Below are 21,290 nucleotides of genomic sequence, written 5' to 3'. Positions count from 1 at the left end.
GAGAAGAATCGCTATATATTAAAATATATAGCGTTGGCAGAAGCAATGCATACCGGCCTGTCTACCCATTCAGGACAAGTTTACTCGTAAAAAACCTCTTCTTCGGTCATTCTTGACTCGATCTGCGTGGCCACTTTTTGTAACGGCGCCAGATATTTCTGCGCCGCTTGCTCGAGACTCATCGCTTTCGCCATATAAACCAGATTCAGGCAGCCAATGACCCGCTGCTGGCGGCGGATCGGCACGGCGATGGAGGCGATTTTCTCCTCTTGCTGCCAGCCGCGAAAATTCTCGCCGTAGCCCTGGCGTCGGGTGCGCTCAAGAATGGCCGCCAGCTTTTCCGGCTCCCGCGCCAGCTGATACTCCTCTTCCGGACGCGCTGCGAGGAGCTCGATCATCGCCTGGCGCTCATGATCTGCGGCGAAGGCCAGCCAGGTGAGTCCCGAGGCGGTCAGCAGCAGCGGGAGCCGACGGCCGACCATCGCGCGATGAAACGACAGACGGCTGAAGCGGTGCGTGGTTTCACGTACCACCATGGCGTCAACATCCAGCGTGGAGATATCCGTCGGCCACAGAACTTCGCGCAACAGCTCCCCCAGCAACGGTGTGGCGAGGGCAGAAATCCAATGTTCGTCACGAAATCCCTCACTCAGCTGACGGATTTTGAGGGTTAAACGGAAGCTGTCATCAGATTGACTGCGGCGAACATAACCCTCTTCCTGTAGCGTCTCCAGCAGCCGTCTGACGGTGGTGCGATGCAGGCCGCTAAACTCAGCCAGCGTGCCAACCGTGGCCCCGCCATCGAATTTATTTAACAAATTAAGTAACAATAACCCCCGGCTCAATCCGCGGACTGTTTTGTAATCCGCCTGCCTGTTTTCGCGCATATTACCCCAACAAATATCCAGATAAACAATGATGTGCACCTGGTGCACATTCGGTGATGTTTTGATTGTAGCGCATACTGCCGACCCTATACTGACCTCACTATAAAAAAATATTCACATCTAATTAACAAGGTGCCAGGTGTCAGTTTGCCACGCCCGACACCTTGTCTGAGTCGTGAGGTTCTGAAATGACAACATCGAATCCGGATATTCAACCCGCTGTACAGCACACCGCCCAGGTCGCTATCGTCGGCGCGGGCCCGGTCGGCCTGATGATGGCCAACTACCTTGGTCAGATGGGCGTCAGCGTACTGGTTGTCGAAAAGCTCGACGCGCTGATTGATTACCCGCGCGCCATCGGTATCGACGATGAATCACTGCGCGCGATACAGGGCATCGGGCTGGTGGACAACGTTCTCCCGCATACCACGCCGTGGCACGCGATGCGCTTTCTGACGCCGAAAGGGCGCTGCTTCGCCGATATCCAGCCGATGACCGATGAGTTTGGCTGGTCGCGGCGTAATGCGTTTATTCAGCCGCAGGTTGACGGGGTACTGTACGAAGGCCTTAGCCGCTTTCCCCACGTGCGTTGCCTGTTTTCCCGTGAAGTCGAAGCCTTTAGCCAAAATGGGGACAATGTCACGTTGAATCTCAAAGGCAGCGACGGTGAACATGAAACCGTACGCGCTGACTGGCTGGTGGCCTGTGACGGCGGAGCCAGCCTGATTCGCCGCACGCTGAATATTCCCTTCGAAGGTAAAACCGCGCCGAATCAGTGGATTGTTATCGATATCGCTAACGACCCGCTCGCCACCCCGCACGTCTACCTGTGTTGCGACCCGGTGCGCCCGTATGTCTCCGCCGCGCTGCCGCACGGAGTGCGGCGCTTTGAATTTATGGTGATGCCCGGTGAAACCGAGGCCCAGCTTAGCGAACCGCACAATATGCGTCAGCTGTTGAGCAAGGTGTTGCCGGACCCGGATAACGTCGAGCTGATCCGTCAGCGCGTCTACACCCATAACGCGCGCATCGCCGAACGTTTTCGCGCAGAGCGCATCCTGCTGGCGGGCGACGCCGCGCACATTATGCCGGTCTGGCAGGGGCAAGGTTACAACAGTGGCATGCGTGATGCCTTCAACCTGGCGTGGAAACTGGCGCTGGTCGTGAACGGCAAAGCCGGAGAAGCGCTGCTGGATAGCTATCAGCAGGAGCGGCGCGATCATGCCAGGGCGATGATTGACCTGTCGGTGACCGCCGGTAACGTCCTGGCACCGGCGAAGCGCTGGCATGGCGCGGTACGCGACGGTATCTCATGGTTGCTCAACTATCTGCCGCCGGTTAAACGCTACTTCCTTGAAATGCGCTTTAAGCCAATGCCGCAGTATCGCGATGGCGCGCTACTGGCGGAAGGCGAAGGCAAAACGTCCCCGGTAGGCAAAATGTTTATCCAGCCGAAGGTCACACTTGAGGGGGGGCAGGTCACACTGCTGGATGAGGTGATTGGCGCGAATTTCGCCATTATCGCCTGGGGATGCAACCCGCTGTGGGGGCTCAACGACGAGCAAATGACCCGCTGGAATGCCGTGGGGGTACGGTTTATCCAGGTGGTGCCGGAGGTACAGATTCATTGCGACCAGGACAACGTGCCCGGCGTCATCCGCATCGGCGATACGCAAAATCGCCTGAAAAGCTGGTTTGCACAACATCAGACCGCCGTGGCGGTGGTGCGTCCGGACCGTTTTGTGGCCACGGTGGCTATTCCGCAAACCCTCGGTGCTAAGCTCGACGCGTTGGCGAGCAAGATGCAGCTGGCCTCCGCGCAGGCCGCAGCGCCGGTTGAACAGGTGGCTTGATATGAACGCTTATCTACATTGTCTCTCGCATACACCGCTGGTGGGCTACGTTGACCCGGAACAGGCGGTACTGGACGAGGTTAACCGCACGATCGCCGAAGCCCGGGCGCGGATTGCAGCCTTCGATCCGCAGCTGGTGGTGCTGTTTGCCCCCGATCACTACAACGGCTTTTTCTACGATGTGATGCCGCCGTTCTGTTTAGGCATCGGCGCGACCTCTATCGGTGATTTCAGCAGCGCCAGTGGTGTTCTGCCGGTGCCGACGGCGCTGGCGGAGGCCTGCGCCCATGCGGTGATGAAGGACGGCATCGATCTGGCGGTGTCTTACTGCATGCAGGTGGATCACGGCTTTGCACAACCGCTGGAGTTCTTGCTCGGTGGGTTGGATACGCTGCCGGTTCTGCCGGTGTTTATCAACGGCGTTGCATCGCCGCTGCCGGGCTTTCAGCGCACCCGCATGCTGGGCGAAGCCATTGGCCGCTTCCTCACCACCCTCAATCAGCGGGTATTGATCCTTGGCTCCGGCGGGCTGTCGCATCAGCCGCCGGTACCCGAGCTGGCGAAGGCCGATGCCCATATGCGCGACCGGCTGCTGGGCAGCGGCAAACAGCTGCCGCCGGACGAGCGCGAACTGCGCCAGCAGCGGGTCATCAGCGCGGCGAAACAGTTTATCAAGGACCAGAACTCGCTCTATCCGCTCAATCCCGTCTGGGACAACCGTTTTATGAGCTTGCTGGAGCAGGGGCGACTGGCGGAACTGGATGCCGTCAGTAACGAAGAACTGTCGGCAATGGCCGGTAAATCAACACACGAAATTAAAACCTGGGTGGCCGCCTTTGCCGCGCTATCCGCATTTGGCCGTTGGCGCTGCGAAGGCCGTTATTACCGACCTGTCCCTGAGTGGATTGCCGGATTTGGCTCGCTGAGCGCCGCTACGCAGAACTGAATTAACGGGAGAAGATAATGAGCTACCAACCGCAAACCGAAGCCGCCACCAGCCGTTTCCTCAACGTGGAAGAAGGCGGAGAAACACTACGTATCCATTTTAATGACTGCGGCCAGGGGGATGAAACCGTGATCCTGCTGCACGGTTCCGGCCCCGGCGCTACCGGCTGGGCCAACTTTAGCCGCAACATTGACCCACTGGTCGAGGCGGGTTATCGGGTGATTCTACTGGACTGTCCAGGCTGGGGGAAAAGTGATTCTATCGTCAATCGCGGCTCCCGTTCCGACCTCAACGCCCGGGTGCTGAAAAGCATCGTTGACCAGCTGGATATCAGCAACGTGCATCTGCTGGGCAACTCGATGGGCGGTCACAGCGCGGTGGCCTTCACCCTGAGCTGGCCGGAACGGGTTGGCAAACTGGTGCTGATGGGCGGCGGGACCGGCGGCATGAGCCTGTTTACGCCGATGCCGACAGAAGGCATCAAGCTGCTGAATGGCCTGTACCGCGAACCGACTATCGAAAACCTGAAGAAGATGATGAATATCTTTGTCTTCGACACCCGAGATCTGACCGAAGCCCTGTTCGAAGCGCGCCTCAACAATATGCTGGCGCGCCAGGATCATCTGGATAACTTCGTCAAAAGTCTGGAAGCCAACCCGAAACAGTTCCCGGATTTTAGCCCGCGTCTCGGCGAAATCCGCGCCCAAACCCTGATCGTCTGGGGGCGTAACGATCGTTTTGTACCGATGGACGCCGGGCTGCGCCTGCTGGCGGGGATTAACGGTTCCGAACTGCATATCTATCGCGACTGCGGACATTGGGCACAATGGGAACACGCGGAGAGCTTCAACCAACTGGTGCTCGATTTTCTGGCGCGGAACTGAGGAACCATGATGACTACGTTATCTCTTGAACAACTTGCGCAGCAGCTGCGTGAGGCCGAAACGCGCGGTCAGGCGATTGAACCGCTGCGCGATACGCTCGGCGTCGATAACGCGGAGGCGGCCTACGCCATCCAGCGGATTAACGTCCAGCACCACGTGGCGAATGGCCGCCGGGTGGTGGGGCGCAAAGTGGGGCTGACCCATCCGAAAGTGCAGCAGCAGTTGGGGGTTGACCAGCCGGACTTCGGCACTCTGTTTGCTGACATGTGTTATGGCGATAACGCCGACGTGCCGTTCACCCGGGTGCTGCAGCCGAAAGTGGAAGCCGAAATCGCTCTGGTGCTGAAACACGATCTGCCGCATGCCGATACCACCTTTGATGAGCTGTACGCCGCCATTGACTGGGTACTGCCGGCGCTGGAAGTGGTCGGTAGCCGTATCCGCGACTGGTCGATTGGGTTTGTCGACACGGTAGCTGATAACGCCTCCTGCGGCGTATACGTACTGGGTAGCCCGGCACTGCGTCCTGCCGGACTAGACCTGAAAAACTGCACAATGCGTATGACCCGTAATCAGGAAGCGGTATCCAGCGGGCGGGGCAGCGAATGTCTCGGCCATCCGCTCAACGCTGCGGTGTGGCTGGCGCGCAAAATGGCCAGCCTCGGCGAGCCGCTGCGCGCGGGCGATATTGTGCTGACCGGAGCGTTAGGCCCAATGGTGGCGATTAACGCCGGCGATCGTTTTGAAGCCCATATCGAAGGATTAGGTTCAGTGGCGGCAACTTTTGTCGCCGAAGCGGGAGGCAATCATGAGTAAATGCAAAGTCGCCATTATCGGCTCCGGCAATATCGGCACCGATTTAATGATCAAAATTCTGCGTCATGGGCAGCATCTGGAGATGGCAGTAATGGTCGGCATCGACCCTGAATCCGACGGTCTTGCCCGCGCCCGGCGTATGGGCGTCGCGACCACGCATCAGGGGGTGGGCGGCTTGATGCAGATGGCGGAGTTCGCCGATATCGATGTTGTCTTTGACGCCACCAGCGCCGGGGCGCACGTGAAAAACGATGCCGCGCTCCGTGAGGCCAAACCGGGGATCCGCGTTATCGACCTGACCCCGGCGGCTATCGGCCCATATTGTGTGCCGGTGGTTAACCTGGAGGCCAATCTGCAACAGGGCAACGTCAATATGGTCACCTGCGGCGGCCAGGCGACGATCCCGATGGTGGCGGCGGTGTCCCGGGTGGCAAAAGTGCACTATGCGGAAATTGTCGCCTCGATTGCCAGCAAATCCGCCGGGCCAGGAACGCGCGCTAACATCGACGAATTCACCGAAACCACCTCGCAGGCGATTGAGAAAGTTGGCGGGGCGGCGAAAGGCAAAGCGATTATTGTGTTGAACCCGGCGGAGCCGCCGCTGATGATGCGCGACACGGTGTATGTACTGAGTGAAAACGCCTCGCAGGAAAAGATACAAGCTTCGATCGCCGAGATGGCCGCCGCAGTACAGGCCTATGTGCCGGGATATCGCCTGAAACAACAGGTGCAATTTGACGTGATTCCGCATGATAAACCGGTCAATCTGCCGGGCGTTGGCCGTTTCTCCGGGCTGAAAACGGCGGTGTACCTCGAGGTCGAAGGGGCGGCGCACTATCTGCCAGCCTACGCGGGCAACCTCGATATTATGACTTCGGCGGCGCTGGCGACGGCGGAAAAAATGGCGCAATCAATGAACGATGCGGCGGGAGAAGCGGCATGAACGGTAAAAAACTCTATATCTCGGATGTGACGCTGCGCGACGGGATGCACGCGATTCGCCACCAATACTCGCTCGACAATGTGCGTCAGATTGCCCGTGCGCTGGACAGCGCAGGCGTCGACTCGATAGAAGTGGCCCACGGCGATGGCCTGCAAGGTTCCAGCTTTAACTATGGCTTCGGCGCGCACAGCGATCTGCAGTGGATTGAAGCGGCGGCGGAGTCGGTCAGCCAGGCGAAAATCGCCACGTTACTGTTACCTGGCATCGGTACTCTGCACGATCTAAAAAACGCGTATCAAGCAGGGGCGCGGGTGGTGCGCGTCGCAACCCACTGCACCGAGGCGGATGTTTCCGCCCAGCATATCGCCTTTGCCCGCGAACTGGGAATGGACACCGTTGGCTTCCTGATGATGAGCCATATGACCTCCCCGGAACAGCTGGCACAGCAGGCGCTGAAGATGGAATCCTACGGCGCGACCTGCATTTACGTGGTCGATTCCGGCGGGGCGATGAATATGTACGATATTCGCGATCGTTTCCGCGCCCTCAAGGCGGTGCTCAAGCCGGAAACCGCCACCGGGATGCATGCGCACCATAATCTGAGCCTCGGCGTCGCTAACTCCATCGCCGCGGTGGAAGAAGGCTGCGATCGTATCGACGCCAGCCTCGCGGGGATGGGGGCCGGTGCGGGCAACGCGCCGCTGGAGGTGTTCATCGCTGCCGCCGACAAGCTCGGCTGGAACCACGGCACCGATCTTTATGCCCTGATGAATGCCGCCGATGAACTGGTACGCCCGCTACAGGACCGCCCGGTGCGGGTTGACCGCGAAACGCTGGCGCTGGGTTATGCTGGCGTTTACTCCAGCTTCTTGCGCCACAGCGAAGTGGCTGCCGAGCGCTACGGCCTGAGCGCAGTAGATATTCTCGTCGAACTGGGCAAGCGGCGGATGGTGGGCGGTCAGGAGGATATGATCGTCGACGTCGCGCTGGACCTGCTTAATCGTCATCAATAAATCAAAGAAACGCGCGGCTGACAATGAATCAGCCGCCATTCATCTGCTCCGTTTGTCCGGATATCGCAGAGGTACCCTATGACCAAGACAACTACTGCAAACAATTCGCGCCTGATGTTAACTGTCGGGCTCTGTTTTATGGTGGCCCTGATGGAAGGGCTGGATCTGCAGGCTGCGGGCATTGCGGCTGTCGGCATGGCGCAGGCGTTCGCGCTGGATAAAATGCAGATGGGCTGGATATTCAGTGCCGGGATCCTTGGCCTGTTGCCCGGGGCGTTGGTGGGCGGCATTCTGGCGGATCGTTATGGGCGCAAACGTATTCTGCTTGGCTCGGTGCTGCTGTTCGGCTTGTTTTCCATCGCCACCGCCCTGGCATGGAATTACCCGACGCTGCTGCTGGCGCGCCTGTTAACCGGCGTCGGGCTGGGTGCGGCGCTGCCGAATCTGATTGCCTTAACCTCCGAAGCCGCGGGTCCCCGCTTTCGCGGGAGGGCGGTAAGCCTGATGTACTGCGGCGTGCCTATCGGCGCGGCGCTGGCAGCGGCGCTGGGATTTTTTGGTCTGGCCCGGGCCTGGCAAACGGTGTTTTGGGTCGGCGGTATCGTTCCGCTGTTGCTTGTACCATTCCTGATGCGCTGGTTGCCGGAATCGCAGGTTTTTCAACGCAGCGCGCAAGGCGCGCCGCTGCGAATGCTCCTCGCGCCGGGCAACGCCACCGCCACTCTGCTGCTGTGGTTGTGTTATTTCTTCACGCTGCTGGTGGTTTACATGCTGATTAACTGGCTACCGATGCTGTTAGTCGGTCAGGGATTCAGCCCCAGTGAGGCGGCAGGAGTGATGTTTGTCCTGCAGTTTGGCGCTGCCTGCGGTACGCTGCTGCTGGGATCTCTGATGGATAAACTCAGCCCGCTATGGATGTCGCTGCTGATCTACAGCGGTATGCTGGCCTCGCTGCTGGCACTGGGAACCGCGACGTCGCTTACCACAATGCTCTTCTCCGGCTTTGTCGCCGGGCTGTTTGCTACCGGCGGGCAGAGCGTACTTTATGCGCTGGCCCCGCTATTTTATCGCACCGAAATCCGCGCCACGGGAGTGGGAACCGCCGTGGCGATTGGCCGCATCGGGGCGATGAGCGGCCCGCTGTTGGCTGGAAAAATGCTGGCGCTGGGTACCGGCACAGTTGGGGTGATGGCCGCCTCAGCGCCCGGGATTCTGCTGGCCGGCGTGGCGGTGTTCTGGCTGATGAATCGACAAAAGCGCGCCGCGCTGGCCTGAGGATTTTCGCGTCTTGTCCGGGCTATCGGACTTGTAGCCCGGCTAAGCGAAGCGCGAGCCGGGGCAATTATGCACCGTCATTAAATGTTTGCCCCCCTGAGGAGAGTGGGGAGGGGGGAACCGGCGCGCTGTCCTCCGCCTTGCGCATGCCTCCGCTTTGGCATACGTTAAATTATCATCCATTCATTCTTCCGGGTATCATGCCTTTTACATCTTGCTTACTGAGCGATATCCCCGGTATCCGCTACGCCTTTCTCGACGCTCATGAAACCGCCGCCTTTCCCTATAGCGAAATGGCGCCGGTTAAACTGGTTCACAGCAATATCGTGCATGAGTATCGGGCACCGCAGGCGGAGCGACCCCACGCCGATGCGATGTTTACCGCCGTCAGCGGGCAGAAGGTGGGGGTGGTGACAGCCGACTGCCTGCCGATGCTCATGGCCTCCCGCGACGGGCGCTTTGTCTGCAGTGTACACGCGGGCTGGCGCGGCGCGGCGAGCGGAATCATTGCTAATAGCCTCGATCTCTTTGCCCGGCATGGCATAGCGCCGGACGAGGTGGTGGTGGTGATCGGGCCGCATATTCAGACCTGCTGCTATGAAGTTTCGGCGGCATTTTATCAGACGCTGCTGACGATGCCCGTGGCCGGGCTGGTCAGACAGCACCGCGATCGGCTGTTTCTGCACCGCCGCGTTCCTGAGCCTGCGGCGGAAAAAGCGCGGGCGACGGGGGACGACACGATGTGGTTCGATCTGCGGGCCTTTGGCCAACTGCTGTTGCGCCGCGCCGGGGTGGTGGAAAGTCATATTGAATGGCTGGGCAGCTGTACCTACTGTACGCCTCAGTCGCTGGGATCGTTCCGGCGGCGTACTCACTTCCCGGCGCAGAAAACGTTCCAGTACTCGTGGATTATGCGCGAGGCCTGAATTGCCCGGACAGGCCGCGACGGCGCTGTCCGGGCGTGGCGATACCATCAGAAGTCCATTTTCACCGTAAACTGCACTTCCCGCGGGCTGCCAATCTGGTTGCCGAGGTTGTTGGTGGCGATGGATGAGGTGTAGTAAGTCTTATCAAACAGGTTCTTCACGTTAACCTGCAGCGTCACCGGATATTGCAGCTTCATCTTATAGGCGGCGAAGACATCGGCGACCGCGTAGCCCTGCAGATAGTAATCCGCGCCGTTGGTGCCGGAGCGTTTGCTCAACGCGCGTCCGCCGCCGCCGATGGTCAGCGTATTGCTGTCGTAGACGTTATGGATGTCGTAGCTCAGGAACAGTGAACCGCTGTGTTTCGGTACGTTGGGCAACGGCTTGCCGGCATAGTCAGGATCATCGAGGACTTTCGCGTCGGTGTAGCCGTAGCTGGCAATCACGCTCAGGTTATCGGTAATCGAACCGGCCAGATCCACCTCGACGCCGCGTGAACGCACTTTCCCGGCGGTTTTGGCGACGGTTTCATCGCCGACGGCTTCGGTGTACAGTACATTGCGTTTATGAATGTCAAACAGCGCAATGTTGGCGGTGATACCGCTTAACAGATCAAATTTAGCGCCCACTTCATAGGATGTGGACTCTTCTGGCGGCAGATTGCCGATGTAGCTGGCGATCGATGACTGCGGCATAAACGACTGCGCAACGTTACCGAACAGCGATACGGTTGGCGTCAGCTTATACACCAGACCAAATTTCGGTGTCCATTTCTGGTCGCTGCTGTCGGTGTTGACGTTGAACGGACGTCCTTTTCCGGCGTACTGGGTGTAGTACTGATAGCGCATCCCGGCGACGGCAATCCACTTGTCGGTCAGATAGAGCGCATCCTGAACGTAGGCGGCGTAGCTCTCCTGCTGAATGCGCTGGTCGCTATCGGAGGCTGACACGGTGCTGCATGTGCCGATCGTGCCGTAGACCGGGTTGTAAATATTGAACCCTTTGACGTTCTTGCAGCGAATCATATCGGTGCGCAGCAGATCGTAATTCTCATAGGCGATGCCGGTGAGCACTTCGTTATAAAATCCGCCGACAACCACGTCGCCCTGCAGGTCTGCGCGGGTGGCGTGCATCTTCTGCGTCGAGCCGTGGGTGGCGTCAACGCGGCGGGTCAGATTGCCGGTGGCTGAATCGTAGGCTGTCACGCGGGCCTGGTTATCGTTGTAGTGATCCTGGCTGTAGCTGTAGTCAAAGCGGGCGGTCCAGGCATCGTTCAGATGATATTCGCCATTCAACTGCGCCAGATCGGAATAGCCGTCGGTCGTGTTAAACGGCTCGTCAAAACGCGTTTTCCGATCGACGTCGACTGCGTGACCGGTGTTGAGATCGAAGATCGTGCCGCGATCGAACGGGGTATTGTAGTTGCGATGGGAGTACGATACGTTCACCGTCGCTCTGTCGCCTGACCAGGTCAGGGAAGGGGCGATAAAGCTGCTTTTCTCTTTACCAAAGTTGCGCCAGTAATCCTCGCGTTGGTATTCGCCGATGATTCGGTAGGCCATCCGCGTGCCTTCGATGGGGCCGGTGACGTCAAACTGGCCACTGCCGCCGCCAAAACTGCTGGAAGTGGCGGAAACCGAGCCGCCGAAGGTTCTCTCCGGGCGCTTTGTGACCACGTTAATCAACCCGCCGGGGTCGAGAATGCCGTACAACGTGGAGGCCGGGCCTTTCAGCACCTCCACGCGGTCGGTGGCGGCATTAAAGCTGCGTGGCAAGACGGTGCGCAGGCCGTTGGTCATGATTGAGCCGTCGCGGTTAGCGCCAAAACCGCGGCGGGTAAAGGCATCCTGGGTACCGCCGAGGGTGTTGGTCTGGACAACGTTGGCAACGTTATACAGCGCCTCGTCAAGGGAGGTGGCATGCTGATCTTCCAGCACCTTGTCGCTGACGGTGTTCACAACCTGCGGAATATCCAGCAACGGCATTGATGTTAAGGTCGCCGTTGAGCTGGCAACCGGCTGATAGCCGTTGGTGTCATTTTGCTGGGCACGTCCGGCGACCACCGTCATGGTTTCGTCACCCGCCTTTTTCTCTCTGCTGGCGCTGTTTTCTGCTGCAATTAATCCCTGTGAGGTAAAAGAACCCAAAAATATTAGTGAAAAAAGAGCTCGCCCTTTCAGCGTCGTGAAAGGGATCGTTGATCGCGTCATTTATCTGTTTCTCGTGAACGAATCTGTCCTTTGCAGACAGAAAAAGCCAATTAAATCATTGCCCTTAAAAATATTATCTGCCTGTTGAGCGCGATGATTTGCGTTCAGGCATGTAATTGAGAATCATTCAATCACGAGGAGATGTAGTAGTAAATGTTATGTAAGATAAAAAATCAACAGTCGTCATACCGGCGTTTCTGACGCTGTTAATTACCAGCGTTTTTTGTATAATATTATGTTTTTTATACTAAAAATATATATTTATTCAGGCGGGTATCCGGGTGGTAAAGGTATTTTGTGTCTGGCGAAACAGAGTATTGACTACTACATTCATCCGCAGCATGATCAAAAGAGAATGAGATTTATTTTTGTTTGACTGCAGAGCGTGCTGGCAGATGCCACGCCGTTGCGGCGCAGGAGCGAGTTATGCCACAGCGGGTGATGCCTGCAGAGCGGGGAATCGTACTGGATTCCCTGTCGGCCGGATACGGCCAGACCCTGATTGTTAATGACATCCATTTGACGATCCCTCACGGTAAAATGACGGTACTGGCCGGAGCCAACGGCTCCGGAAAATCCACGCTGCTGTTGACGATTGCCCGCATGCTGAAACCGCTTGGCGGCAGCGTGTGTCTGGATGGTCAGATGATTCACTCCATGCCGACCCGGGCGGTTTCGCGTCAGCTGGGAATTCTGCCGCAGTCTCCGCTCACTCCCGAAGGATTAACGGTCTTTGAGCTGGTTTCTCGCGGGCGCTATCCCTGGCAGGGATTGATGCGTCAATGGTCTGATGCTGACGAACGGGCGGTAGAAGAGGCGATGGTGTTAACCGGCACCGCCGAATTCGCCCATCTGCCGGTAGACAGCCTCTCCGGTGGCCAACGCCAGCGCTGCTGGATTGCGATGGCGCTGGCGCAGGAAACACCGACGATCCTGCTGGACGAACCGACCACCTGGCTCGATTTGCGTTATCAGGTCGATATCCTCGAACTGCTGCAAACCCTGACCCGTGAACACGGACGTACGGTGGTCACCGTGCTGCACGACCTTAACTTTGCGGTGAACTATGCCGACATCCTGGTGTTCCTCAAGCAGGGGCGTATTGCTGGCGTAGTGGACGAAAACGCCCGTTGCACCCCGGAGCTTATCAAAACCGTCTTTGACGTTGAGGTACAAATGTCGCTCAACCCGCAGACGGGTAAACCCTTCTTTATGCCCTTTCGCGCGCGACAGGGGGACGCCCAATGAGCGCCTCCTCGTTGTTGCTGCTGCACCGCCGTCGCCAGGCGCGGCCAAAACGGGCGCTTTTGCTGCTGACATTGCTGCTGATTGTCGGTTCGGTGGTGCATCTGGGACTGGGCGCGCGCTGGATCGCACCGGAGACGGTACTCCAGGCGCTGTTGCACTATGACCCGCGTAATTTTGACCAGCGGATTATTGTCGAGCTGCGTCTGGTTCGCCTCGTGGCCGCGCTGTTGACCGGCGCGGCGTTGGGCGTCGCCGGTCTGCTGCTGCAAACGGTGATTCGTAACCCCTTGGGAGAGCCGCATATCCTGGGGCTGAATGCCGGCGCTTCTCTGGCGGTGGTGGGGACATCGGCGCTGGGTCTTAGCGGAATGACCTCAGGTCGCCCGCTGATTGCTGCCGGCGGAGCGGCTCTGCTGTTTGGTGGCGTCATGCTGCTGGCGACCTCCGGGCGCGGTGGGGCGACGCCGCTACGCATCACGCTCTGTGGCGTCGCACTCTCTGCCTTTGCCTCGGCGGTCACCGCCGCGATCCTGATACTGGATGAACAAACGCTGTTGGCGATGCGCACATGGCTGGCGGGCGATCTGGCCGGGCTCAACTGGTCAATCTTACGCGCGGCGGCGCTTCCGGCGCTGGCCGGGGGCCTGCTCGCGTTATTTATCGCGCCTCGTCTGAACGTTCTGGCGCTGGGCGATAAAGTGGCGCTCGGGCTGGGGGTGAATCTTGTTCAGACCCGCCTGTTGGGGCTGGGCGCCATTGCGTTGTTGTGCGGCGCGGCAGTGGCGATAGCCGGGCCGATCGGTTTTGTCGGTCTGGTGGTGCCGCACGTCATCCGTCGTCTGGTCAGCGAAGATCTTCGTCTGGCGCTGCCGCTGGCGGCGCCGGTCGGGGCGCTGGTACTGCTGTTCGCGGATATCGCCGCCCGCACTCTGGTGGCGCCGCAGGAGTTGGCGACCGGGGCGATGACCGCGCTGGTTGGCGCTCCGGTATTTATCTTTATCGCGGCGAGGTTTTTTAAATGAATAACGCGGCACGCCGTGCCGGTTTCCGCCCCCTGCGTGCGGGGCGCTGCCATCTGCTCCTGCGCCCGGCGGCATTGAGCACCGCTGCGGTGCTGATTATCGCTATTCTGCTTCTGGCAAGCTTTAGCCTGACGCGTGGCAGCTTCCCGCTGCCTGCCGGAACCCTGGCGCGTGCACTCTTCGCCCCGGAACATGTCGGCGAACAGCCGCGTTTTATCCTGTTTGATATTCGCCTTCCCAGGCTGCTGATGGCACTGTTGTGCGGCGCTATGCTCGGGCTGGCGGGGGCGGCGATGCAGAGCATCACCCGAAACGGGCTGGCGGATCCGGGGTTGATTGGCGTCAAAGAGGGGGCCAGCGTCGTGGTGCTGGCGTTGATTCTGTTCTTTCCCGCTGTCGGCCTGGTCTGGCGGCCGCTGGCGGGCATTCTTGGCGGGGCGCTGGTGGCGCTGCTGGTGCTGGTGCTGGCCCGCGATTGCTCGCGGCCGCGCTTCATTCTGATCGGTATCGGCGTCTCATGGACGCTGGCGGCGGCAGTCGGCATTTTTATGACCACCGCCGATGTGCGCGATGTGCAAACGGCGATGATCTGGCTTGCCGGCAGCCTGCATGCGGCAACCTGGTCGCTGTTGACAGTGGCTTTTTTGTGGGCGTTGCCGGGGACCCTGATTCTGTTTCTGACCGTCCGGGCGGCAGATGTCGCACAGCTTGGCGACCGTACCGCCGTGGGGCTCGGGGTACGCCTGCCACAGCTGACCCTGCTGCGCTTTTTTGCGCCGGTGCTGCTCACCTCCGCCAGCGTCTCCTGTGTCGGTAGCCTTGGCTTTGTGGGGTTGATGGCGCCACATATGGCGCGCTTTCTGCTGCGCGGTGGCCAGGTGTCGCTACTGTGCGGCAGCGCGTTGATTGGCGCGCTGCTGGTGCTGTTCACTGATACTCTTGGCCGTCTGGCCTTCGCGCCGCTGCAAATTCCGGCCGGAATTGTTATTGCGCTGGTAGGGTGTCCGTTTTTTATCTTGCTGCTGTGGCGTCGTCGTGACGCCCTGTAATGTTGAAGGGTTGCTATGCGTTGGCTTATTTCTTTGCTGTTGTTAGCGGCGGGTGTTACCGGCGCCGCTGCGGGTCAAACACAAACGTTTACCGATGATTTAGGGCGGGTGGTGACGGTGCCGCTGCATCCGCAACGTATCGTCTCGATGCACGATCTGGATATTACGATTCCGCTCATTGAGCTCGGCGTGCCGCCGGTGGCCAGCCACGGGCGCACTCGCCCCGATGGTAGCCACTATCTGCGCTCCAGCGCCCTGCTGACCGGGGTGGATTTTGATAACAGCACGATCCAGTTTATCGGCACCGCGGATATTGACCTGGAAGCGGTGGCGGTGGCGAAGCCGGATCTGATTATTACTGAACCGAGCCGCCACGTCTCCGTGGAACAGCTGGAGAAGATTGCGCCGACGGTCAGCATTGACCATTTGCAGGGCAGTGCGCCGCGAATTTACAGCAAGCTGGCGCAACTGACTGGTACCGGGGCGCGGCTGGCGATTCTTGAGCACCGCTATCAGGCGCAGATCGCCCAGCTCAAAGCGCTGGTGGATACCCACAACATCACCGTGTCGGTGATTCAGGCCAACAATGGCAAAATCACCGTTCACCACTCCTACCACGCGCTGGGACGGGTACTGCGTGACGCTGGGTTCCGTTTTCCGCCATTGATCGACAAAATCCCTGACGGACAGCGCATTGACGTCAGTGCCGAACAGCTGCCGGAGCTGGATGCGGATTTTGTTTTTGCCACCTGGCGCTCGGATACCGGCGGTAAACCGCAGGAGGAGTTGCAGGCGATGGAGGGGGTGATGCCCGGCTGGTGCGACTTTATGCGTGCCTGCCGCAGCGGCCATTATATCCTGCTGCCACGCGAAGAGGTTATCTCCAACTCGTTTGCCGCCCTGACCCTGATGGTGGCACAGGTGCAGTCGCACATTGCCGGTCGTCCGCTGCCGGAGGGGCTGAAATGAAAACGCCGGTGAAAAGAGACAAAGGGCGGGTCGACCTGTTCGGCGAACGCTTTCGCGCCCGGGCGCACCAGCTCTCGCCGCGCCTGCTGGCAGTCGTCAGCTATATCAACGACAACCGTGAAGTGGTGCTGGAACGCACGGCGATGGAGATCGCTGCGGCGACTCAGACTTCGGATGCCACCGTCGTGCGGGCCATTCAGGCGCTGGGCTTTGCCGGACTGCGCGAACTGAAACAGACCATGGAGCGCTGGTTTGGCCCCTCCATCACCTCATCGGAGAAAATGCTGTCAACGGTGAATTCGCTCTCCTGTGATGTGAGTTCGAGTATTGATTTTGTGCTGGAGGGCCATCAGCGCGTCTGTGAAGTGCTCTCTCGCCCCGCCAACCGCGCCGCCATCGCCCAGGCGGTGGCGCTACTCAGCGAGGCGCGGCAGGTGGCGATTTTCGGCATCGGGGCATCGGGGATTCTGGCGGAGTATACCGGCAGATTGTTCAGCCGTATTGGCTTACCGTCCTGCGTGCTCAATCGCACCGGTTTCAGCCTTGCCGAGCAGCTGATTAGTCTGCAGCGTGGCGATGTGATGATTATGATGGGACAGAAATCGCCGCATCGGGAAGGAATGACCGCGCTGCGTGAAGCCCGGCGACTGGGGATCCCGACGATTTTGTTGACCCAGGCGGTGGACTCGCGTTTCAGCCAGGAGTCACAGGTGGTGATCGACATCCCGCGCGGCGGCGATAACGGCCGGTTACCGCTTCACGGCACGGTGCTGGTGTGTCTCGAAATGCTGGTGCTGTCGGTGGCGACGACCACGCCGCAGCGGACTATGAAATCGATGAAGCGGATTAACGAACTGCATAAAGCGATTGGGAAGTCCGGCGGTAAACGCGGTTAACTACATGATCGTTCAAATACTGAAAGGTTTTCTGTTGCGAGTAATCGTGGTGATGTGTGTTTTTATGCAAAATAAATGCATAAAGAGAGGTTGTCATGATTAGGAAATGGATAAAAGCGAGTTGTCTGATGGTGGTTCTGACGGGCAGCGCGCAGGCGGCACAGGAAACCTACGTTGTCGGTTCTGGTGGGACCCCGTCCGTTCAAAGATGAAAACAGCCAGAAGCAGCTGGAAGGTTTTGATATCGATATCCTCAAAGCGAACGCCAAAGCAGAAAACTTCAATATCAGTTGGTGAATACGCCGTGGTAAGGGATCTTCGCCACCCCCGGCTCCGGTGACCGCGACATCATTATCTCCGGGATAACCATCACCGATAAACGCAGGCAGATGGTTGATTTTTCTGCTCCTTTGTTCCCGGCTGAGCACAGTCCATCGTGGAGCCGGCAGATTTCAAAGTGACCTCTCTGGCGACACTCAAGAGCGAGAAGGTCGGGGTAGTGAACGCCAGCACTGGTGATATCGTGGTCTCTGATGTGCTGGGTAAAAGCAGTACCTCCATTAAACGTTTCGATAATACTCCGCCGATGTTACAGGAGCTGTTTGATGAACCGACGTGCGCTGGACCCCGAACTGGAAGTGATGAAAAACCTCGCCCGCGAAGGAATAACGATGGTTATCGTCACCCATGAGACGGGCTTTGCCCGAGAAGTGGCTGATCGGGTTATCTTCATCGATCAGGGCGTTATTCAGGAAGAGGGCAAGCCTGAGTAGATCTTTACCGCCCCGGTCAATTCGCGCACCGCAGCCTGCTTACGCAAGGTGTTATAATACCCTTCGACGGCGCGCCATCAGGGGCAAGCCCGTGATGGCGCGCGCCGTTGGCCGCGCGGTTAAGGCTGCCTCTCAGGCGGTTTCCGTCTGCACATTGTCGTTGTCGTGGTCCTGGTGTTCATTTTCCAGCAGCGTTCTCTCTGTTTTCCCCAGGCACTGAATCAGCAGGAACAACACCCCGCAGGCCAGCAGGGTGACCAGCAGGCCATCATAGCCGGATACGCTGATCAGCAGGCTACTGACCACCGGCCCGGCAACGCTGCCCGCTGACCAGAAAAACCCCAGCAGCGCGTTGATCATAATGAGCTTCTGCCCGCTGAAGGTTTTACCGGCACGCACCAGCGAGAGCGTATACAGCGCCCCTGCCGCCGCGCCAAGGACCAGACACCCGATGATGAGCTGTATATGGGATGCCAGCAGGAAAGGCAGCGCCAGCAGGGAGAGGCAAAACACTACCGCGCAACTCAGATGAACGCGACGGATGCCAAATTTGTCGGCAACCCAGCCCAGCGGCGCCTGGAAGAAGGCATCGCCGGTTAACACAATGGTCACCAGCAGGACCGCCATCGCTTCGTTCAGCCCTTTATCCATACCGTAGAGCGGCAGCAGCGCCAGAATGCTGGCGTCAAAGAAGGCGAAGCAGAAGACGCCGGACGCCAGAACCGGTAAAAAGGCCCCCAGACTGCGCCAACTGGCGCGTTCAGAAAGGCTTTCGCGGCTTCCGCCTGGCAGATGGCGCAGCATCAGCAGACACGCGGCGCTCAGGCCGACGACGGCCAGCAGCACCCAGATTTGATAATCGGCGCCGGCAGAGATTAGCAGCGGCCCGGCCAACTGACAGCCGGTGAACGCCGAGGCGTAAATGCCGGTCAGGGTGGCACGATTTTTACCCGCCGCGCCGCCGGTTATCCAGCTTTCACCAAGCACGATGATCACCCCGGAGGCGATACCGGTCAGAAAGCGCGGCAGCAGTAACTGCAGCAGATCGACAGTCAGACAGGAGGCGATGGTGGCGAGCGCCAGCAGGATCAAGTTGGCCGTGAGCAAGGTGCCCATCTCAAAACGCCGGCACAGCGCCGGTGAGAGAAACGACGAGAGCATCATGCCTGCCGGCGGCAGCGCGGCCAGCAGGCCGACATATACCGTGTCTGTCTGTTGCTGTGCAAGTTCAAGGCTGATTAAAGGCACCGTATAGCCGGTGATAAATCCCACTAATGACGCGGCCATAATCATCGCCAGCGTGGGGGCAAGGCGATTCTGGTCTGGGTTAAACATTTTATTCCCGATAACGGAAGTCAACAGGTGGATAATCCGGCAAAGTGCCGATGACCCTGAATATTAATTAATCGGATGCGCGCTGTCACCGTTGAAATGACTATTAATATTGATATTCGTCTTCGGGCACCCGGTAAAACGCGTGTTCGGGTCGCCAGGGAGTGTTGTCAGCGCGCTGGTGAAAGGATATAACGAAGAGGGCATTCCGCCGGCGGTGGGCGCATGCATAGATAGAATGTATCCCGATTTCATACTCGTTCAGCGTTGATGCTGTGCAGGAAAGGAGTAACACATGGCAGTATCGCCTTCATCGATCGCCGAGGCCATCCGTTGGCGTCGTGATTTTCATGCCTGCCCGGAGCTGGGCTATCAGGAGCAGAAAACCTCGCAGCGCGTCGCTGAATTATTGACATCCTTTGGCCTACAGGTGCATAGCGGGCTGGCAGGGACAGGCGTGGTGGCCACCCTGGAGAACGGCCCCGGGCCGGTTATTGGCCTGCGCGCCGATATGGACGCGCTGCCGATTACCGAACTGGGTGACGTCAGCTACAAGTCGCGTAATCCGGGCGTGATGCACGCCTGTGGCCACGATGGCCACACCGCCATGCTGTTGGCCGCCGCCGCGCATCTGACGCAGACCCGCCGCTTTCGCGGGACGGTGCATTTTGTCTTTCAACCGGCCGAGGAGAACCTCGGCGGTGCGCGCAAAATGGTGGAGGAGGGGCTCTTTGTCCGCTTCCCGATGGACGGTATCTACGCCCTGCATAACTGGCCCGGGCTGCCGCTGGGGCAGGTGGCGGTTAACGACGGGCCGATGATGGCTTCGCTGGACGCCTTTGAAATCACCCTGACCGGCAAAAGTTGCCACGCGGCAATGCCGGAAAGCGGCGCCGATCCGATTGTCGCTGCTGCGCAGCTGATTATGGCCTTGCAGACGATCCCTTCGCGCCGCTTGTCGCCGCAGGAGTCGGCGGTCGTCAGCATCACCCAGATTAGCGGCGGTGAAGCGATTAATGTTTTACCGGACAAAGTCGTGCTGCGCGGCACCTTCCGCTGCCTCAGCAACCGGGTGCGCGAACGGGTGAGAGGGCTGATTGAACACTATGTCAGTACACAGCCGTCGGTCTCCGATGTGCAGGGGGATATTTTCTGGTATCCCGGCTATCCGGTGACCAAAAACCATTGTGCGGAGGCGCGAAACGTGCGCGATGCGGCGGTGGCGGTACTGGGAGAGGCGGCGGTGAGCGGGCAGATCGCGCCGTCGATGGCGTCGGAGGATTTTGCCTGCATGCTGGAGGCCTGCCCTGGCGCCTATTTCTGGATTGGCACCGATGGCGAAACGCCATCGAAACCGCTGCATAATGCCGGCTATGATTTTAACGACGATCTGATTGAACACGGCGTTTTGCTGTGGACGGCGCTGGTGGAAAAACTGCTGCCGGTCGGCTGACGCCGGCGGCGAAACCTGGCTGCCAGCCACCTCAAAGGGGCAGGGAGAGGCGGCGCCTCTCCCTTTACATTCAGGCGCTCACTGCCGCCTTCAGCCGTGCTTTCATGTCACTGTAGGCGCGCCAGGCAAACTGCTCTGCCCAGAGCTGGTCCTGGATGGCTTCTATCTTCACCGCGCAATATTTGGTTTCCGGCGTTTTCGACACCGGGTCGAGGTTGTCCTGAGTCAGCTCATTGCAGGCGCCGACCCACCACTGGTAGGTCATGTACACCGCACCGCTGTTGATACGGTCGCTGATATCCGCGCGGGTTATCACTTTGCCGCGGCGTGAGCTCACCCACACCAGCTGCCTATCGGCGATGCCCAGCCGCTCGGCATCGGCGCGGTTTATCTGCACGCGACCGGGCTCATCGGCAAGGGATTGCAGCGCCGCGCAGTTGCCGGTCATCGAGCGGCAAGAATAGTGACCGACTTCGCGCACGGTACAGAGCACCAGCGGATAGTCGGCATCCGGCGTCTCTGCTGGCGCGCGCCACGGTGCGGCAAACAGCTGGCCTTTCCCCGATGGGGTGTCAAAGCGGTTTCCTTTGTACAGCCATGGCGTGCCGGGATGATCGAGCGTCGGACATGGCCACTGTACGTGATTCATATCGCCCATTTTTTCATATGTGACGCCATAGAACAGCGGGCACAGTTCGCGCATTTCGTCCCAGATTTGCTGGTTATCGTCGTAATGCATCGGATAGCCCATTTCGCTGGCCAGCAGGCTGATGATCTCCCAGTCACGTTTGACGT

The 21,290-nt window shown here is 59.1% G+C and carries 18 protein-coding genes and 1 pseudogene; 15 read left to right on the top strand and 4 right to left on the bottom strand.

From position 1 onward, the window contains the following. Positions 1–80: 80 nt before the first annotated feature. On the bottom strand, positions 81–887 hold the full coding sequence (locus tag ACZAHD_RS06595; protein WP_462456085.1) for a DNA-binding transcriptional regulator: 807 nt from the start codon (positions 885–887) through the stop codon (positions 81–83). A 188-nt stretch (positions 888–1,075) separates the two neighbouring features. On the opposite strand from ACZAHD_RS06595, the gene ACZAHD_RS06590 reads away from it, so the two are divergent. From ACZAHD_RS06590 to ACZAHD_RS06555, 8 genes are all read left to right on the top strand, one after another. Next, the gene (locus ACZAHD_RS06590) at positions 1,076–2,740 is read left to right on the top strand and encodes a bifunctional 3-(3-hydroxy-phenyl)propionate/3-hydroxycinnamic acid hydroxylase (protein WP_462456061.1); all 1,665 of its coding nucleotides are present in this window, start codon (positions 1,076–1,078) and stop codon (positions 2,738–2,740) included. 1 nt (position 2,741) lies between these two features. Continuing rightward, the gene (mhpB, locus tag ACZAHD_RS06585) at positions 2,742–3,686 is read left to right on the top strand and encodes a 2,3-dihydroxyphenylpropionate/2,3-dihydroxicinnamic acid 1,2-dioxygenase (protein WP_462456060.1); all 945 of its coding nucleotides are present in this window, start codon (positions 2,742–2,744) and stop codon (positions 3,684–3,686) included. A 17-nt stretch (positions 3,687–3,703) separates the two neighbouring features. Then, complete coding sequence (gene mhpC / locus ACZAHD_RS06580) at positions 3,704–4,570, top strand: 2-hydroxy-6-oxonona-2,4-dienedioate hydrolase (RefSeq protein ID WP_462456059.1); 867 nt, start codon at positions 3,704–3,706, stop codon at positions 4,568–4,570. A gap of 9 nt (positions 4,571–4,579) precedes the next feature. Beyond that, positions 4,580–5,386 carry a 2-keto-4-pentenoate hydratase gene (gene mhpD / locus ACZAHD_RS06575; RefSeq protein ID WP_462456084.1) on the top strand — a complete coding sequence of 269 codons (807 nt, stop codon included), beginning with the start codon at positions 4,580–4,582 and terminating at the stop codon, positions 5,384–5,386. Next, positions 5,379–6,329, top strand: coding sequence for an acetaldehyde dehydrogenase (gene mhpF, locus ACZAHD_RS06570; protein WP_462456058.1), 951 nt, complete (start codon positions 5,379–5,381; stop codon positions 6,327–6,329). Before mhpD ends, mhpF begins: the two co-directional genes overlap by 8 nt. Next, the gene (gene mhpE, locus ACZAHD_RS06565) at positions 6,326–7,342 is read left to right on the top strand and encodes a 4-hydroxy-2-oxovalerate aldolase (RefSeq protein ID WP_462456057.1); all 1,017 of its coding nucleotides are present in this window, start codon (positions 6,326–6,328) and stop codon (positions 7,340–7,342) included. The genes mhpF and mhpE overlap by 4 nt, the downstream gene beginning before the upstream one ends. A gap of 78 nt (positions 7,343–7,420) precedes the next feature. Next, positions 7,421–8,617 (top strand): 3-(3-hydroxy-phenyl)propionate transporter MhpT, encoded by a 1,197-nt coding sequence (gene mhpT, locus ACZAHD_RS06560; protein WP_462456056.1) that lies wholly within the window; start codon positions 7,421–7,423, stop codon positions 8,615–8,617. Positions 8,618–8,817: 200 nt separating this feature from the next. After that, positions 8,818–9,543: a purine nucleoside phosphorylase YfiH/LACC1 family protein gene (locus ACZAHD_RS06555; protein ID WP_462456055.1), complete on the top strand. Its 726-nt coding sequence runs from the start codon at positions 8,818–8,820 to the stop codon at positions 9,541–9,543. A 47-nt stretch (positions 9,544–9,590) separates the two neighbouring features. On the opposite strand, the gene ACZAHD_RS06550 is transcribed toward ACZAHD_RS06555, so the two are convergent. Then, positions 9,591–11,612, bottom strand: a complete 2,022-nt coding sequence (locus tag ACZAHD_RS06550) for a TonB-dependent siderophore receptor (RefSeq protein ID WP_462456054.1) — start codon at positions 11,610–11,612, stop codon at positions 9,591–9,593. Positions 11,613–12,179: 567 nt separating this feature from the next. On the opposite strand from ACZAHD_RS06550, the gene ACZAHD_RS06545 reads away from it, so the two are divergent. From ACZAHD_RS06545 to ACZAHD_RS06520, 6 genes and pseudogenes are all read left to right on the top strand, one after another. Continuing rightward, positions 12,180–13,001: an ABC transporter ATP-binding protein gene (locus ACZAHD_RS06545; RefSeq protein WP_462456053.1), complete on the top strand. Its 822-nt coding sequence runs from the start codon at positions 12,180–12,182 to the stop codon at positions 12,999–13,001. After that, entirely contained in the window at positions 12,998–14,023 is a 1,026-nt protein-coding gene (locus ACZAHD_RS06540; protein ID WP_462456052.1) for a FecCD family ABC transporter permease, read from the top strand. Before ACZAHD_RS06545 ends, ACZAHD_RS06540 begins: the two co-directional genes overlap by 4 nt. Then, a complete protein-coding gene (locus tag ACZAHD_RS06535; RefSeq protein ID WP_462456051.1) occupies positions 14,020–15,072 on the top strand; it encodes a FecCD family ABC transporter permease in 1,053 nt (350 codons plus the stop codon). Before ACZAHD_RS06540 ends, ACZAHD_RS06535 begins: the two co-directional genes overlap by 4 nt. Before the next feature lie 15 nt (positions 15,073–15,087). After that, positions 15,088–16,041, top strand: coding sequence for an iron-siderophore ABC transporter substrate-binding protein (locus ACZAHD_RS06530; RefSeq protein ID WP_462456050.1), 954 nt, complete (start codon positions 15,088–15,090; stop codon positions 16,039–16,041). Further along, entirely contained in the window at positions 16,038–16,937 is a 900-nt protein-coding gene (locus ACZAHD_RS06525) for a MurR/RpiR family transcriptional regulator (protein ID WP_462456049.1), read from the top strand. The genes ACZAHD_RS06530 and ACZAHD_RS06525 overlap by 4 nt, the downstream gene beginning before the upstream one ends. Positions 16,938–17,032: 95 nt before the next feature. Next, a pseudogene (locus ACZAHD_RS06520) lies at positions 17,033–17,710 on the top strand (transporter substrate-binding domain-containing protein). 132 nt (positions 17,711–17,842) lie between these two features. Here ACZAHD_RS06520 and ACZAHD_RS06515 read toward each other — a convergent pair. Beyond that, on the bottom strand, positions 17,843–19,045 hold the full coding sequence (locus ACZAHD_RS06515) for an MFS transporter (protein ID WP_462456048.1): 1,203 nt from the start codon (positions 19,043–19,045) through the stop codon (positions 17,843–17,845). A gap of 292 nt (positions 19,046–19,337) precedes the next feature. Between ACZAHD_RS06515 and ACZAHD_RS06510 the strand changes: the two genes are divergently transcribed. Beyond that, positions 19,338–20,495 (top strand): M20 aminoacylase family protein, encoded by a 1,158-nt coding sequence (locus tag ACZAHD_RS06510; protein ID WP_462456047.1) that lies wholly within the window; start codon positions 19,338–19,340, stop codon positions 20,493–20,495. A 70-nt stretch (positions 20,496–20,565) separates the two neighbouring features. Here ACZAHD_RS06510 and ACZAHD_RS06505 read toward each other — a convergent pair. Continuing rightward, on the bottom strand, positions 20,566–21,290 hold a 725-nt coding region (locus ACZAHD_RS06505), incomplete at its 5' end, for a molybdopterin oxidoreductase family protein (RefSeq protein ID WP_462456046.1).

This window comes from Raoultella sp. (assembly GCF_039594335.1).
Taxonomy (GTDB): Bacteria; Pseudomonadota; Gammaproteobacteria; order Enterobacterales; family Enterobacteriaceae; genus Klebsiella.
The sequence above is the reverse complement of the archived record's forward strand: the minus strand, read 5'-3'. Positions and strand labels throughout refer to the sequence as shown.

Excerpts from the sequence above, each read along its gene's own strand:
- ACZAHD_RS06595 (WP_462456085.1), bottom strand. The coding sequence starts at position 887 with ATGCGCGAAAACAGGCAGGCGGATTACAAAACAGTCCGCGGATTGAGC.
- ACZAHD_RS06590 (WP_462456061.1), top strand. The coding sequence starts at position 1,076 with ATGACAACATCGAATCCGGATATTCAACCCGCTGTACAGCACACCGCC.
- mhpB (WP_462456060.1), top strand. The coding sequence starts at position 2,742 with ATGAACGCTTATCTACATTGTCTCTCGCATACACCGCTGGTGGGCTAC.
- mhpC (WP_462456059.1), top strand. The coding sequence starts at position 3,704 with ATGAGCTACCAACCGCAAACCGAAGCCGCCACCAGCCGTTTCCTCAAC.
- mhpD (WP_462456084.1), top strand. The coding sequence starts at position 4,580 with ATGACTACGTTATCTCTTGAACAACTTGCGCAGCAGCTGCGTGAGGCC.
- mhpF (WP_462456058.1), top strand. The coding sequence starts at position 5,379 with ATGAGTAAATGCAAAGTCGCCATTATCGGCTCCGGCAATATCGGCACC.
- mhpE (WP_462456057.1), top strand. The coding sequence starts at position 6,326 with ATGAACGGTAAAAAACTCTATATCTCGGATGTGACGCTGCGCGACGGG.
- mhpT (WP_462456056.1), top strand. The coding sequence starts at position 7,421 with ATGACCAAGACAACTACTGCAAACAATTCGCGCCTGATGTTAACTGTC.
- ACZAHD_RS06555 (WP_462456055.1), top strand. The coding sequence starts at position 8,818 with ATGCCTTTTACATCTTGCTTACTGAGCGATATCCCCGGTATCCGCTAC.
- ACZAHD_RS06550 (WP_462456054.1), bottom strand. The coding sequence starts at position 11,612 with ATGACGGTGGTCGCCGGACGTGCCCAGCAAAATGACACCAACGGCTAT.
- ACZAHD_RS06545 (WP_462456053.1), top strand. The coding sequence starts at position 12,180 with ATGCCACAGCGGGTGATGCCTGCAGAGCGGGGAATCGTACTGGATTCC.
- ACZAHD_RS06540 (WP_462456052.1), top strand. The coding sequence starts at position 12,998 with ATGAGCGCCTCCTCGTTGTTGCTGCTGCACCGCCGTCGCCAGGCGCGG.
- ACZAHD_RS06535 (WP_462456051.1), top strand. The coding sequence starts at position 14,020 with ATGAATAACGCGGCACGCCGTGCCGGTTTCCGCCCCCTGCGTGCGGGG.
- ACZAHD_RS06530 (WP_462456050.1), top strand. The coding sequence starts at position 15,088 with ATGCGTTGGCTTATTTCTTTGCTGTTGTTAGCGGCGGGTGTTACCGGC.
- ACZAHD_RS06525 (WP_462456049.1), top strand. The coding sequence starts at position 16,038 with ATGAAAACGCCGGTGAAAAGAGACAAAGGGCGGGTCGACCTGTTCGGC.
- ACZAHD_RS06515 (WP_462456048.1), bottom strand. The coding sequence starts at position 19,045 with ATGTTTAACCCAGACCAGAATCGCCTTGCCCCCACGCTGGCGATGATT.
- ACZAHD_RS06510 (WP_462456047.1), top strand. The coding sequence starts at position 19,338 with ATGGCAGTATCGCCTTCATCGATCGCCGAGGCCATCCGTTGGCGTCGT.